Source organism: Adhaeribacter arboris (assembly GCF_003023845.1).
In the GTDB taxonomy this organism is placed as follows: domain Bacteria; phylum Bacteroidota; class Bacteroidia; order Cytophagales; family Hymenobacteraceae; genus Adhaeribacter; species Adhaeribacter arboris.
The window spans coordinates 6,755,061-6,768,885 of sequence record NZ_PYFT01000001.1 but is presented as its reverse complement, the minus strand read 5'-3'; the positions used below and the strand labels follow the sequence as shown (position 1 = coordinate 6,768,885).

Annotated in this window: 10 protein-coding genes; 4 read left to right on the top strand and 6 right to left on the bottom strand. The window is 42.0% G+C overall.

Annotation, left to right across the window (positions count from 1 at the left end):
• Positions 1 to 25 precede the first annotated feature (25 nt).
• On the top strand, positions 26 to 913 hold the full coding sequence (locus tag AHMF7605_RS27430) for a hypothetical protein (RefSeq protein ID WP_106933122.1): 888 nt from the start codon (positions 26 to 28) through the stop codon (positions 911 to 913).
• 316 nt (positions 914 to 1,229) lie between these two features.
• On the top strand, positions 1,230 to 1,781 hold the full coding sequence (locus tag AHMF7605_RS27425; protein WP_106933121.1) for a pyridoxamine 5'-phosphate oxidase family protein: 552 nt from the start codon (positions 1,230 to 1,232) through the stop codon (positions 1,779 to 1,781).
• Positions 1,782 to 2,293: 512 nt separating this feature from the next.
• On the opposite strand, the gene AHMF7605_RS27420 is transcribed toward AHMF7605_RS27425, so the two are convergent.
• The gene (locus AHMF7605_RS27420) at positions 2,294 to 4,525 is read right to left on the bottom strand and encodes a tetratricopeptide repeat protein (RefSeq protein ID WP_106933120.1); all 2,232 of its coding nucleotides are present in this window, start codon (positions 4,523 to 4,525) and stop codon (positions 2,294 to 2,296) included.
• 892 nt (positions 4,526 to 5,417) lie between these two features.
• On the opposite strand from AHMF7605_RS27420, the gene AHMF7605_RS27415 reads away from it, so the two are divergent.
• Entirely contained in the window at positions 5,418 to 6,017 is a 600-nt protein-coding gene (locus AHMF7605_RS27415; protein ID WP_106933119.1) for a c-type cytochrome, read from the top strand.
• Positions 6,018 to 6,229: 212 nt separating this feature from the next.
• Here AHMF7605_RS27415 and AHMF7605_RS27410 read toward each other — a convergent pair whose 3' ends face one another.
• Positions 6,230 to 7,609: an alkaline phosphatase family protein gene (locus AHMF7605_RS27410; protein WP_233219275.1), complete on the bottom strand. Its 1,380-nt coding sequence runs from the start codon at positions 7,607 to 7,609 to the stop codon at positions 6,230 to 6,232.
• 386 nt (positions 7,610 to 7,995) lie between these two features.
• On the opposite strand from AHMF7605_RS27410, the gene AHMF7605_RS27405 reads away from it, so the two are divergent.
• Positions 7,996 to 10,176, top strand: coding sequence for a TonB-dependent receptor family protein (locus AHMF7605_RS27405; RefSeq protein WP_106933118.1), 2,181 nt, complete (start codon positions 7,996 to 7,998; stop codon positions 10,174 to 10,176).
• Positions 10,177 to 10,622: 446 nt separating this feature from the next.
• Here the strand turns inward: AHMF7605_RS27405 and AHMF7605_RS27400 are convergent, their stop codons facing one another.
• The 4 genes from AHMF7605_RS27400 to AHMF7605_RS27385 all read right to left on the bottom strand — a co-directional run bounded on the left by AHMF7605_RS27400 (position 10,623) and on the right by AHMF7605_RS27385 (position 13,419).
• Positions 10,623 to 11,468, bottom strand: a complete 846-nt coding sequence (locus AHMF7605_RS27400; protein ID WP_106933117.1) for a TonB-dependent siderophore receptor — start codon at positions 11,466 to 11,468, stop codon at positions 10,623 to 10,625.
• A 221-nt stretch (positions 11,469 to 11,689) separates the two neighbouring features.
• A complete protein-coding gene (locus AHMF7605_RS27395) occupies positions 11,690 to 12,238 on the bottom strand; it encodes a nuclear transport factor 2 family protein (protein WP_106933116.1) in 549 nt (182 codons plus the stop codon).
• A 420-nt stretch (positions 12,239 to 12,658) separates the two neighbouring features.
• Entirely contained in the window at positions 12,659 to 12,871 is a 213-nt protein-coding gene (locus AHMF7605_RS27390) for a hypothetical protein (RefSeq protein ID WP_106933115.1), read from the bottom strand.
• An 11-nt stretch (positions 12,872 to 12,882) separates the two neighbouring features.
• The gene (locus AHMF7605_RS27385) at positions 12,883 to 13,419 is read right to left on the bottom strand and encodes a nuclear transport factor 2 family protein (protein ID WP_106933114.1); all 537 of its coding nucleotides are present in this window, start codon (positions 13,417 to 13,419) and stop codon (positions 12,883 to 12,885) included.
• Positions 13,420 to 13,825 lie beyond the last annotated feature (406 nt).

Below are 13,825 nucleotides of genomic sequence, written 5' to 3'. Positions count from 1 at the left end.
TCTTTTATTTACTGCCATAAAACTCATGAAAAAACCTGTTAAATTTTCTTTATTACCTAAAGCAGCTATTGTATTCGCCATTGCATGTACTACCCTCATTACGGCTTGCCGCGACGAAGTTATTGCTCCCGCAACCCGCTCAGATAATCCGGGCAACTCAAATCCGAATGAGAATAGCGGCCAACTCTGGAAGGGAAAAACAGTTCAGCTAAAATGGTCGGCATTGGATTTTCAAAAATTGGAATATAACCCGGCGGGACAGCTCATCCGGTATACGAGTCAATACAACTCGGTGCAAGGTACGGATCAGGTTACTAAATTTATTCAGCAGTTTGACTACGATGCGCAAAACCGGTTAGTAAAAAAGATCGCCATTGGCGATGGACTGATTACGTATTACTCTTACAACGGCCCGGTTTTAGAAAAAGCCACGGAATATAACCTGATCGGGAAACCACTTGTAGAATACGTTTTTACCTTTAACAATCAGCAGCAGTTAATAACGCAGGTTAAATTCTTCTTTGAAACAGATGATCAAAAAAGAGAGCAAGAAAAATCAACCTACCGTTATGATGAAAGAGGCAATCTGAACGAGGTAGGACTTTATTATAAAGATCCGGTTACGCAGCAATTTAAGCTTACCTCGGTTTTTCATTTCAGTGACTTTGATGATAAGGTAAACGTTATACCCTATTTGAATAGTCCTTATTTACCCCACATTCCTTTCTGGAAGAACAATCCGGGTTCTAAAAAAGTAGAAAATGTGACTACCGGAGCATTTAGTGCAGAGGAATCGTACACTTATGTTTACCACGAAAATGGTTTGCCAAATAAAAGAATTACGAAAGCAGAGGTAGGTCAGGACCGTACGTTTACGTACGAGGGAGAGTTTTTGTATACAGAAACCAAATAAGGCCATCTATTGGGGAAAAATGCTTGCGTTGCTGATTCCTACCCAAACTTTAAGCCGCCGAATACTTCATTGATAGTTCCCTATTCCTATAACAATAAAGGAGTTATACCCAATAGTATGCGTTACCTTCCATCAGGTTGATGTAAAAAATTGCGCCAACCCGGCGGATTTTGAAAACCCGCCGGGTTTTATTTCCTGCGTTATGGCCGCTACTTGAAGCGATTGGGTATTAAATAGCCGCTCAAGATATTTCCTGACAAGGCAAAGCTCTTTAGCCGGTAAATGAATCAGACACTTATATAGAGAATAAAATAGCATGGAAGATTATTCAAAAAAGGTAAGACGTAAAGACCGTCAAGCTACGGGGATGGACTTTTACCATGCCCTCTTAAACAACTCTGTTTCTTGTTCCATCGCTATCGAAAAGGAAGGGTATCCCCTTATTCAGGTTGCCTTTTATGCCTATGATGAGCCGAACAACGAAATAATTTTTCACTTTTCTAAATATGGCTTTGGCGGACAAGAAATTACAAAAGGTAAAAAAGTATGTGTTTCCGTTTATAAATACGGTAAGCTATACACGGCTCGCCAGGCCGTTGATTTTGGCTGTGAATACCAAAGTATCATTCTATATGGCCAAATAAGAATTTTAAAAAATAAAGAAGAAAAGATGCTTGCCATGCAGCTTTTCTTTGATAAGTTTTTCAAGCATATACCCCAAACAGAATACGAAGCATTTACGCTGTTACAAACAAATCCGATAAATATAGCCCGAATTACAGTGGAAGATTGGTTTGGCAAGGAGCATCTGGTTCCGGACAATGCTTTGTGCTCTTTTTATCCTGTTTCTAACTTAATTATTAAATAAAAATTAGTATCAGATTGCTCCCGCCAAGTAGGAGGTGGTTAAAAACAAAAAATCCATGTTTATTAGAAAATCTAATTACTGTTACCGGTAGCTAGCTACCGGTAACAGTAGCCGTCTCAAAAACAAAGAAGCAGTTTTAATTTGTGAAATGGAGCTTTGCGATAAAACCCAATTGTATTGACTGGTTTTTCCTAGAGGTGTTCTAAAGGAAAAGCAAACCCGCCGCCATTAAGGTCATTGTTTTATCTGATTGGAGATACTTTGTCCACCAAAGAAAATGGGATTAGCCAGCTTATTTCTTTATCTTTTTTCGTCGTGGCTGTGGCGCAACTAAATATGCTATAAACTTAATATAACCTGTTGAACGTATTTAACTAAAAAGGTAAAAATTTACCAAATTCCGGGTTGATTTGAAAGCTTTAGTGGTTGTAAGAGTTCTTCTACATAAAGCCTAGCCTTTAAAATTTAATTCTGTTAGTTGTGCAACAGCCACGGTTGTTACCTGAAACTGTTTATCCCCGCACGACATCCCTGAACAATGTAATTTTAAACTCGGTAAATTCACCTTCCTTCGTTTCTACTTTAAGTTCTCCGCCGTGCCCTTTGGTAATTATATCATAACTCAGCGACAAGCCTAAGCCGGTGCCTTGGCCGGTAGGTTTGGTGGTGAAGAAAGGCTGAAAAATTTTGCTTTTTAATTCTTCGGGTAAACCAATGCCATTATCCCTTACTGTAATTTCAACTTTCCCGTTATGTTGGGTTGTACTTACCATTATCTCCGGTTTATATTGGCCGTTTAGCTGGGCTTTCTTCTGTTGAGTAGCATAGAAAGCATTGTTCAATAAATTTATTAATACTCGTCCCAGTTCCTGAGGTATCACTTCCAGCTTCTCCAGGTTGTTATCAAAATCAGTAACCAGATTAACATTAACATGTCTATCCTTCACCAATAAACCCCGGTAAGCCAAGCGTACATATTCCTGCGTGAGAAAGTTAATATTAGTAAGTTGTTTTTCGCCCGTACTGATGCGCGAGTGTTCTAGCATTCCTTTTACAATCAGATCAGCTCTTTTGCCATGATGCCGGATCTTCTTTAAGTTTTCCTTTACATCACCGGCCAGGACGATAGCTTCTTCCGTATCGCCTTTTTGCAGTTCTTCGGTTAGTTCGTCGAGCAATTCGGCGCTTACCTCCGAGAAATTATTAACAAAATTTAAAGGGTTCTGAATTTCGTGGGCAATACCGGCCGTAAGCTCTCCCAAGGAAGCCATTTTTTCCGATTGAATAAGTTGGGCTTGTGTGTTCTTCAGGCGGGTTAAGGTATTTTCAATTTCTTTTTTCTGCTGCTGCAACAAAGAATTAGCTTTTTGCTTATTGCGGTAAGCTCTTAGAGATACCACCGCCAAAATTAAAGTTAAACCTAACCCAATAAGCAAGGCAATTAAGCGCGCTTGGACTATCGCATCTTTATTCTTTTGTTCAATTCGTTGTGCTTCTTGTTTTTTGGTAAATTCATAATTCATGCTCAGCTCGGTTACTTCCCGAATATTACCCCGGTTAAGTACAGAATCAGCAATTTGAGCCGAAGTTTTATAATAAGCCAAAGCTTTGCGAAAATTACCGGTTTGCTCGTAACATTGAGATAAATTTTTAAAAGTGGAGCCTGCTTCTTCGTTATAAAGGTCGGTTTTTTCTAAAGTAGCCACACTTTTTTCCAAATAAGGAATGGCTTCACTAAATTGGCTTTGTTGCTTTAAAATAGAACCCATAGTAGCATAGGTCTGAAAAATAATATAGTTCTGACCAGCCGTATCCGCTATTTGCATGGCTTGTTGGGCCAAAGTATTTGCCCGCGAAAATTTTTTTTGTGCCGCCGCCGCTCCGGCCGCTTTTGCTAAGCTGGCGGCCTGAATGCTATAATCGGCCATTTCACCCCCAAGGAGCGCAGCCTTCACAGCGTACTCGTAGCATTTCTGGGCCTCCTTTTTTAAATTATAAGCATTGGCGAGGTTCGAATAAGCGTATAATTCCACGCTTTTTATTCCTTCTTTCTTCGCGAGCCGAATAGCTTCAAACAAGGCTCGTCGTCCCCTTAGCGTATCATTCATTTGGGCGTAGACAAGCCCCATATTTAATCGTGTAAAGGCCTGATTGGCAAAATCTTTATCGGCTAGGGCCAAGTCCAGCGATTTTTGTTGGTATTCCAAAGCTTTTTTAAAATTAGATCGCATCTGATAGCCAATGGCAATATTGCTGTAATAGGTAGCTAATCGCTCCCGGTAATGGTTACGCTCGGCAATAGAAATAGCTTTTTCTAAATAAAAAATAGAAGAATCGTATTTACTTTGGATACCATAATAGAGCCCGTAGGTGGAGTATGTACTGCTTAAACTTAAAGAGTCTTTTAATTCTTGAAAAATACTTTGGGCAATCTTTAAATTTTGGGCCGCCGGAGGAAAATTACCCTTCATACTAAAGCTGCTAGCTAAATTAATCCGGGCATTTGCTTCGCCGAAAGAATAACCTATTTTTTTAGCTTTATCGAGAGTTTTCAAACTCAACTTTTCAGCCGAATCCAGATTCTCGCGAATTAAAAGCCGAATTTTTTTATTTGTAAGATTAATTTTGGCAGTATCCGCTTTAGCTTTCCCGATTAACAAATCTAAACTTTCCGTCTGGGTACCTTGAGCCGGAACTATTGTCACCCGAAAGAATAAAAGTAGGGCAAGTAGACAACCTTTCATAAGTAGAATTATAGGGAATGAAGATTCACGAATAAAAAATTAAATTAGAAAGTAGCTTTTGCCGGACAGAAAATACTTGTAAAGAGGGTTACTACTTAAACTTAACGTATTTATACTTAATGTTTAAAAACTTTGCGCTTCCCCTTTGTAGGCACTTATCGAACTTACGGGTAAATTAAATTACTAGGGTAATGTAAAGTAGGAGCTTTTGATTTGCCGGATGCTTGTTCCATAGCTAAACCACAAAATATTCTATCAAGAAAATGGCTATCCTCTACTAGTCGCCATAAGGTCTAAGAAGTTGTAAACAAGATAAATTTCTACAAATTTATACTAAAGCAAACCACTTATTTTCAAGCTTTTAATATAGTAAAAACAATTCGATTTAGTTTGAAGTGATTAAACTTTCTTGGAAGCAGAAGGTAAAAAGAGTTCTCGAAGGTATTGGTAGAAAAACTACATTGTCTAAACATTGCTTAACCCTACTTTTATACGGCAACAATACCTCCTACCTGCCGCTATTAACCATCCTCTCTTACGCTCTTATTTCTGGCTGGGCAGCGGGAGCAAACGCAACTTATACCTTTGCGAAGGTTTACTAATCTGCTGCTTCATTTTATAAATAATTTATTGAAATTCAGTATGTTAGTGCCATTACTACTTGCAATTTCTGTAAGAATTTAAAGTAAATATTAACGGGCTTTCTCCTTCGGGAGCAATTTATCCCAGCACCCAGTAAGGTAGATTGTAGAGGCCGATGAAGTTTCTTTGGACGTGCCGTTCATAAGAAGGAAGTCTATAGAATCAAACTTGTGGCTATAGGTTTGGCCGTTAAAAGTAATTACTAGTTCCATTACCTTGCATTTGTTCTAAAAAGTTTAACCTTCTGAAAATGAAAAATCAACTTTATTTCGTTCTAACTTGGATAACAATGAGCCTGGGAGGAATTATGTTTTCCTGCTCGGATGCTCCAAAAGAAACCACTAGTAGGAATACAATCGAAGGGGCAACCGTTATTGAAGATAAAATAAAACGGGGATCATACTTGGTCAAAGCAATGGGCTGCAACGATTGCCATTCCCCCAAAAAAATGAGCGCCAATGGGCCGGAAATCATTCCGGAACTCCTCTTATCTGGCTTTCCGGCGGAGCGGCCGCTGGTAAAATTTGATAGCAAGTTGATACCTGCCGGATTTACGATGTTTTATCCCGATCTAACGGCCGCCGCCGGTCCTTGGGGCGTTTCGTTTGCCGCTAATTTAACGCCCGATGCTACCGGCATTGGTAATTGGACGGAAGAACAATTCCGGAAGGCGATTACGCAAGGCAAATTTAAAGGATTGGAAGGAACCCGGCCTCTATTGCCACCCATGCCTTGGACCAACTACACTGCCTTATCGAATCAGGATATAGGGAGTATTTTTGCTTATCTGCAAAGCATTAAACCGGTTAAAAACAAAGTTCCGGCGCCGATTTCCCCCGAAAAATTCTAAATACCAACTTATGGATGAAGTAAATTATCAAGTAATAGATTCGCTTCGGCTAACCAAATACCTTGGAAATAATGCTTTGTAACCTAAGGCCAGCTCATGGGCAGAAAAACAATCTTCTTTTGCGCTAATTATTCGCAATCGTCCCTGACAAACAAAAAAACGATCCTATTCTACTGAATAAGATCGTTTAAACCTTTTCTGTAACGAAGCCTTTATTTCACCGCTGCTTCTAACACGTCAGGTTTAGCCGCTTTAGCGGACGGAGACGTAATTCCTAAGAGCCGGGAAACCAACGGGGCAATATCTTCCAAGCCCAAAAGAGGCAAAGTCGTTTTCGGTTTAAATCCGGCGCCATAACCCACAAAGCCCGTTTGAATTTCTTTGAAATCCGGGAAAAAACCATGGGTTCCCCCTTGGGCAGCTTTCAATAGATCGCCTTCGGTAGTTGCACTCATGGTTACTCCGGGGATGGGCGTTAAAGCCAGAACAGCATTCTGATCTGCCCCTATTTTGTCGAGTTCCGGACGCTCTACTATTCGGAACAACTTCTTCTGGGAATCGGGTAAACCGGCTAGCAGCTTTTTAACTTGACTTACCGTTTGCTGGTCCCCTTTCTTTTGAAGGTGTAAAAAAGCGGCGGCTCCGGAAGTATGAAATTTAGCTTTCCAATTATCTTTTTCCTTTCCGATCAAGCCGTTTTGCGCGAGAATAATATTAGGGGAAAAACTTTGTTTTATATCCACAAAACCATGATCGCCGGTTACAATAACGGCGGTACTTTCTTTAATCCCCGCCTTTTCAATAGCTTCCAGGATATTACCGACTGCCCGATCGGCAGCAGCTACTGCTTTTCGCACGTGTTCGCCGTCTCTGCCTTCCTGATGAGCCGCGTGGTCTACCGCGAAAACATGGAAGGTTAGTAAATTGGGCTTATAGGTTTCCAGAAGATAGGCCGCCATCCGACTGCCGTTCTCGTCGGCGATCAGGTAATCACTATTTAAATCTTTTTCCTGCAGTTTGCCGGTAGCATTTTGTTCAATTTCTTCTAAAAGTCCTTTGGGGTGGGCTGCTTGCCGGATGGGAGTTACCCGGTCCATATTCTTATCCAGCGACCACACTTCCGGCAGGTTATAGTCCACGGGAGCACCCACCGATACCGGCCAGAAGACAGAAGCCGATTTTAAACCGGCTTTGCGGACGGCATCCCATAAGGTTTCGGTTTTAATTAAGTTTTCTTCCCAGTACCAGCGTCCGGTTGCCCCGTTCGGTTCAAAGGGCGCATTGTAGTAAATACCGTGCTGCAGGGGCATCACGCCGGTCAGAATAGTGGTATGCGAAGGGTAGGTTACACTCGGGAAAACACCTCTAACCCCGTTTGCCTGTACTCCATTGGCGGCCATCTGCTGCAGGTTAGGAGCGGCCCAGGAGTTATCCTGGTAAAACTCCGGCCGGAAACCATCGATGCTGATAATAATAACATGCTTGGCAGATTGGCCGAAAGTATGCCGGGAAATAAACAAAGTAAAAATTATCAAGGGCAAAAAATATTTCATCCGCCCGCAAAAATTCTTAGATAATAAAGTTTGTTTCATGGATCTTGCTTTTGGCGCAAAGCTATAATAGCCATGTTAAGCTATTATTAAGCCCAGGTGAAGGGAAGATTAACAAACTACTGCCAGTGGGGAAAATTGACTCATTCTTGCAAATAATTACTCTGGAAAATGTTTAAACTCAAGACTATCTCTTCGGAAGGCCCATTCTAAAAAGATGTGGAGGGAGCACTGCGCTGATTATACTAAAATAATAATCTAAAAACCTTGATTGTAAGCGCAGTTCATGTTTCATAAGGCTAATTTAAACCCAGAGAAATGGCCGTTTCACAAACAAACTTCCGTGTTACTTAAAGAATAATTCCGGTGGTTAGTGGCTGCTTTTCCCGCCCAATTTTAGTACCTTGCGGGTTTAGAGTCAGCCTATTATGAAGCACTTATCTATCCTGTTTGTTTTTATTTTTTTCTTCACTTTTTCGCTTCAGGCTCAATCAGTGGCCGATAGTAGCAAAACCAAACGCTTGCGAGCCATTACCGTTACCGGCCGTAAGTCCAACATCGAGCGGCTACCCCGCTTAAAAGAAACTTTTCTCTTTGCCGGCAAGAAAACGGAGGTAGTAAATCTGAGTGGTTTAAACGCCAATATCACCGAGAAAACACCCCGCCAGCTTTTTGCTAAGGTCCCCGGCGTATTCGTATACGACATGGATGGTTCGGGTAATCAGGTGAATATTTCTACGCGCGGCTTAGATCCGCACCGGGGCTGGGAATTTAACATTCGCAAGAACGGCATTATCACTAATTCCGACATGTACGGCTACCCCGCCTCGCATTATAGCCTTCCTATGGAAGCCGTAGAGCGGATTGAAATGGTCCGGGGTACCGGCGCTTTGCAATACGGTGCCCAGTTTGGCGGCTTACTCAATTACGTCACCAAACAACCCGATTCTACCCGTACCATTGGCTTAGAAAGCATTAATGCCGCTGGTTCCTTCGGTTTAGTGAGTACTTATAATGCTATTAGCGGTACTAAAGGAAAGTTTAGTTATTACGCTTACTACAATAAACGCGTGTCGGATGGATACCGCGACCACAGCCGCACGGATTACGATGCGCAAGGATTTTTACTCCGCTACCAACCCAGCAAACTCCTTCGCTTAACGGCCGAATTAGGTCGCTCCAATTACGTTTACCAAATTCCGGGACCGCTGACCGATAGTATGTTTCAGGCTAATCCCCGCCAATCTACCCGTAGTCGCAATTACTTCAATCCCGAAATCTACGTGCCATCCTTTACAATAGATTACAGTTTATCCAATCGCACAACCATCAAATGGGTTACTTCCGCCGTACTAGGAGCTCGTAATAGTGTCCAGTTTGATAAGCCCGCTAACGTGAAGGACGTCATTGATTTGGCTACGCTGACTTACGCCCCGCGCCAAGTAGATATTGATCATTTTAACAGTTATACTTCCGAACTCCGGGTGTCGCATAGTTACCAGGTAGGTTCCGTTTTATCTACTTTGGTAACGGGTCTGCAAATCATGCGTAATGACTTGCACCGGCAACAATTAGGCAAAGGTACCACGGGCAGCGATTTTGATTTAACTTTAACTAATCCGCAGTGGGGCCGGGATATGCACTTTAAAACCCGTAACTTAGCCTTCTTTGCCGAAAACCGGTTCCAGATAGGAACTTCTTTTTCGATTAGCCCGGGCATCCGGGTAGAAAGTGGCCAATCCGACATGGGTGGTAACATTACCTACTACCAGGACGAACAGTTACCCACCGTTATTAAGCATCGTTTTCCTTTATTAGGTATTAATGCTGATTATCCGTTAGGAACTCAGCAAAACTTTTACGCGGGTTTTTCCCAAGCGTACCGGCCGGTCATCTTTAAGGATGTCATTCCGGCTACGACCTACGAACGGATTGATAAAGACCTGGAAGATGCCAGTGGCTACAATGCCGAAATCGGCTTCCGGGGAGAAAAGGCAGGTTTGAAATGGGATGTGAGCTGGTTTCAGTTGCGCTATAATAATCGGTTAGGCAGTTTAAACCAAACCGATGAAGTCGGTAACTTCTACCTATACCGCACCAATATTGGTAATTCTTTAACCAACGGAGCCGAACTTTTCGTGGAATATACGTACCCTTTTTCGGCTAATAGCCAGTTATCTATTTTTACTTCTACCGCTTACATGAATGCCCGTTACCTAGAAGCACAAGTAAGACAAGGCAACGAAAATATCTCCGTCAAAAACAACCACGTCGAAAGCACGCCGCCTTGGATTAGCCGCAATGGGGTTACTTACAGCTATAAGTACTGGAGTATTTCGGGCTTGTACAGCTATACGGCCCAAAGCTACGCGGATGCGTTAAATACCCGTATCCCTTCGGCTACGGGCGCCGTGGGCTTAGTACCCGATTACGGGATTGTGGATGTGAATGCCTCGTGGCGGATTTCGCCGCAGGTGCGTTTGAGAGTAAATGTTAATAATCTTTTAGATAAGCACTATTTTACCAAACGACCCACGTTTTACCCGGGTCCGGGTATCTGGTCATCGGATGGTCGCGGTTTTAACGCTTCCCTCGGGATTAATATTTAAGCAAATTACGCAAGCGAAAAGCCGGGAAATTTCCCGGCTTTTCGCTTGCGTTGCTAATACTATAAAATAAAACGAGTTACTACCCCATTAAACGGAGTATTCCGGAAAATCTATTTAAAGAACCGTCTTCCGTATTTTAGTATTATATAGATTGGTACGCTTAACACAATCCACGATAAAAAGTGCCAGATACTAACTCCAACTATAGCTAGTACCAATCCTACCATTGTGATGAAGCCTAATACAGTCGGCATTTCTCACAATTTCATAAAACGCTAATATCTTAATACCATTTACCTGAGCGGTGGCGAGGGTGAGTGATTCCGTATTTTACATTAATTAATTGGGCTATTTGCTGGGCTTTTGCTTTCCGGCGGGCAAACCAAAGATAGAGGCCGGAGATAAGCACCATGATCGTTACCAGATCAAAAATGGCCCATATACTATTAAGCGGCAAACCGCCGTAAGATTAGGGTAACTAAGGCACTGTGATCGTTTATGATTGATCCGGGAAGCCCAACTGGCATCATGGTAAAATCTACCGGTAAAGTGGCAAAACCTTTAGTATCGAAAACGTAGAAAGAACCTACGTTACTCATGTTAGCCCGCTGGTACGTATACTCGGCCGTTAACTTCGTTTTATCGTCGAGTTGGTACGAAATAACGGGGGCAATTACGTACCGGTCGTTGTACTCATGTGGCCGGTGCGATTTCCGATTTTGAGCGGCTAAATTAAGCCGGTACAAAATTCTTCCATCCTTCGATAAGCGGTTATCCAGATCCAGCGAGGTACGATACAGGTCAAAGCTGCCAACCGTAAAAGCTACTTCTCCCGTCGAACGGCCGGTAGGTTTCTTCGTTACAACGTTGTAGAGGCTACTGGGATCGCCATTGGAGAGCATAAACCCGGCTGGACCTTTCACAAATTCAATGTGATCCACAAAACTTATATCTTCGGTGAACGGTCCCCAGTAAGAATTAACGGCATTAAAACCATTCCGGAAAGCCTGCATCTGCAAACCTCTGGCTACAATATTGGTATACAGGTCGGCCCAGTGTTCCAAGCGATAGGCTCCGCTTACATTCCGGATAACCCCATCCCTCCTGCTGATTACCTGCTGATCGCGAAGAACATCATTGATAACTACCTGAATAATCTGGGGTGTTTCCAGCAAAGGAGTGTTAATTCTTAAACTGGAAGAAAGGGCATCGATTTTGTAATTATTGCGGCTTCCCGAAATAACTATTTCTTCCAGTTGGTCTGGATTTTCTTTCAGGAAAAAGTCAAGCACGGCTTGCTGGCCCGGTACTACTTCGCTTGAATTCTTCGTTTCTGCCGCTTAGATCCTTCCAGCAGGAGGACGGAAGAGAAGAGAGTAAGTTTGATGGGCGTAGCCAGAGCTTAGGTTTCGGACAATAATTTTCTAAACCCAGTGGGTTTGCTTCTCCTTTCATACCCCGCTAGGTAAACTAGTCAATCCAGTTCGGTATTAGCAAAGTTGCCCTAGCATTTCTAAATGCGTTTAACCTGTTTCTTTAAGTATCCGGTGAATAGTAGAATAAGGGAAATTATTGTTACAAGGGCTATAGCCGTGAGAATACTCGCATAATAAGTAGGCCATCCGGTCATTGTTCCTTGCCAACCCACATACTGCCATTTGTTATGGCGAAAAGCCCATATTTGGGTGTAAAATATTTCGGCCACTAAGATATACTTTAAGTAGAACTTGGCTTTGCCGTTGATAATAGCGGTAGTACCATATATTCTTATTTTTTGGTTCGATAGCTGATACGTCGCTCCTTTAAATTTTTCTATATTTTTTAACACTTCATCCTTTCCTTGGGTTGTTCCATCAGCATTAATGGTAAAATAGTCCTGGCCCATGAGAAGTTGAGCTTTTTTTCTATTTCCCTGGGTGATGGCATCGAACATCTGTTTTTCTTTAACGGTTAGTATTTGCGCTAAAGAATCATTCCGGATAGACGCTTGGGCACTGCTAATTTGGAGCAGGCTCCTAACACTTAAGATCACCAGCATCATTATTTTAGAAGAATGTGCCATATTGGATACTTTAGAAATATCTTCATTTTTCTACGGGGCTGCCCGTTCTTTTAACGCTAGCAGCGATTGATCAATTTGAGCTTTCGTGATTAAATTACCCTTCCTAATCACCGCGTGAAAATAAAAGGTCTATCAACTATTTATTAATTGCTTCCATCACCTCCACGCTTTTGGCCGGCATTTTCCACTGCTTATACCCAATAGTATTAGTTGCCTTCCATAAGGTTGATTAAAATAATTGCCCAAACCCGGCGGGTTTAATATCCTTCGTTATGGCAGCTACTTGAAGCGATTGGGTATTAGTTTTCTTCCTGACATATGAATTTTGAGGGCTTTTGTATCTTTAGATTTCCGTTTCCTTTACCGCGCCAATCTAAATGGAAAGTTGAAAGCTGTTTTTACTTGATGAACTGCTTTTAATTATTTTGCTTTTAACTTGGCCCGTTCCGTTTTACCGTTTTCGTTTTGCGGGCTAAGCTTTAAGGAGTGCCCATAATTTTCGATGGCTAGGGTATTATTGCCGGCAGCAGCATACGCCTCTGCGAGACTATTGTAAGTATTGGCCGATTCCGAATAAAATTTTACGTTTAGCTTAAATACCTCAATGGCTTCCTTTATTTTCTTTTCGGCCAATAATTTATAGCCTAACCGGTGCAGTTCTTTTTCCGCACCCTCAACGGGTCTAGTGGAGAGATGACGGAAAGAATCTTCCCCTCCCCCTTCTGTTTAATAAATACATCAGTGGCTCGATAGGACTCGGTAATTTTCTCCCCGTTCCTTTCCGAGTGGTAATTACCTTTTAAACTCAGGCCGGCAGTATTACCGTAATCCTGTACCTGAATGTCCTCGAAATCGGTACCTAGGTATGTGGCCGTTTCCGGTTCTTCAATACTTTTTAGGACCTCGGCTTTCTTAACTATTTTTCCTCCAGGACCGGTATGAAAATAATTATCGGCTAAATATTTTTCGAATACTTTTTTAATATCACGTGAATCGGCATTGGTTAATTCTTGGGTAATTTTCATCAACTCCTCTTGTGTTTTGCTACTGGCCGGAGTGGAAGAATTAGTAGTTGTGGTTTGTTTTGTTTTAACTGATACGGTACTGCTGGTTTGTGCGGTAGCATAACCAAATACTGCTAACAATAGTGGGGCGGTAATTACGTCAGAAAGTTTTTTCATGGTTTTAGAATTAGTAAAAGGTAAAATAATGCTTAGACAAGGGTAATTGTTACTGTCAAAAAGCAGGTTGGGGAGCTAACTGGTTTAGAGCAATAAAACTCTTGATTTCCGCTGCTAATAAGTTTTTCGTTAAAGGAAAATCTAGCCCTTAAAGCGCAGAAATGCTTCTGACTCTGAGTAAAATTAAGGTCTGCTACTCAGAATGTATTGTAAAAAATCGCCATTTTTAGCAGGTAGGAAACTGGGGAAACAAATTATATTGGTTGTGCAGCACGTATTCGGCCGGTGAAAAAACGGACGGGGGTGGTGAGTAAGGGCTTTACATTCTTTAATGAAATGCGCTTGGTCGTAGTAACCTCCTTCTTGGGCAATGTTTGCCCAAGAAGGAGGTTGGGGGATGACTCAG

What these genes read in the sequence shown, in the direction of transcription:
- AHMF7605_RS27425 (WP_106933121.1), top strand. Translation starts at nt 1,230, where the DNA reads ATGGAAGATTATTCAAAAAAGGTAAGACGTAAAGACCGTCAAGCTACG.
- AHMF7605_RS27405 (WP_106933118.1), top strand. Translation starts at nt 7,996, where the DNA reads ATGAAGCACTTATCTATCCTGTTTGTTTTTATTTTTTTCTTCACTTTT.
- AHMF7605_RS27420 (WP_106933120.1), bottom strand. Translation starts at nt 4,525, where the DNA reads ATGAAAGGTTGTCTACTTGCCCTACTTTTATTCTTTCGGGTGACAATA.
- AHMF7605_RS27395 (WP_106933116.1), bottom strand. Translation starts at nt 12,238, where the DNA reads ATGGCACATTCTTCTAAAATAATGATGCTGGTGATCTTAAGTGTTAGG.
- AHMF7605_RS27430 (WP_106933122.1), top strand. Translation starts at nt 26, where the DNA reads ATGAAAAAACCTGTTAAATTTTCTTTATTACCTAAAGCAGCTATTGTA.
- AHMF7605_RS27410 (WP_233219275.1), bottom strand. Translation starts at nt 7,609, where the DNA reads ATGAAACAAACTTTATTATCTAAGAATTTTTGCGGGCGGATGAAATAT.
- AHMF7605_RS27415 (WP_106933119.1), top strand. Translation starts at nt 5,418, where the DNA reads ATGAAAAATCAACTTTATTTCGTTCTAACTTGGATAACAATGAGCCTG.
- AHMF7605_RS27385 (WP_106933114.1), bottom strand. Translation starts at nt 13,419, where the DNA reads ATGAAAAAACTTTCTGACGTAATTACCGCCCCACTATTGTTAGCAGTA.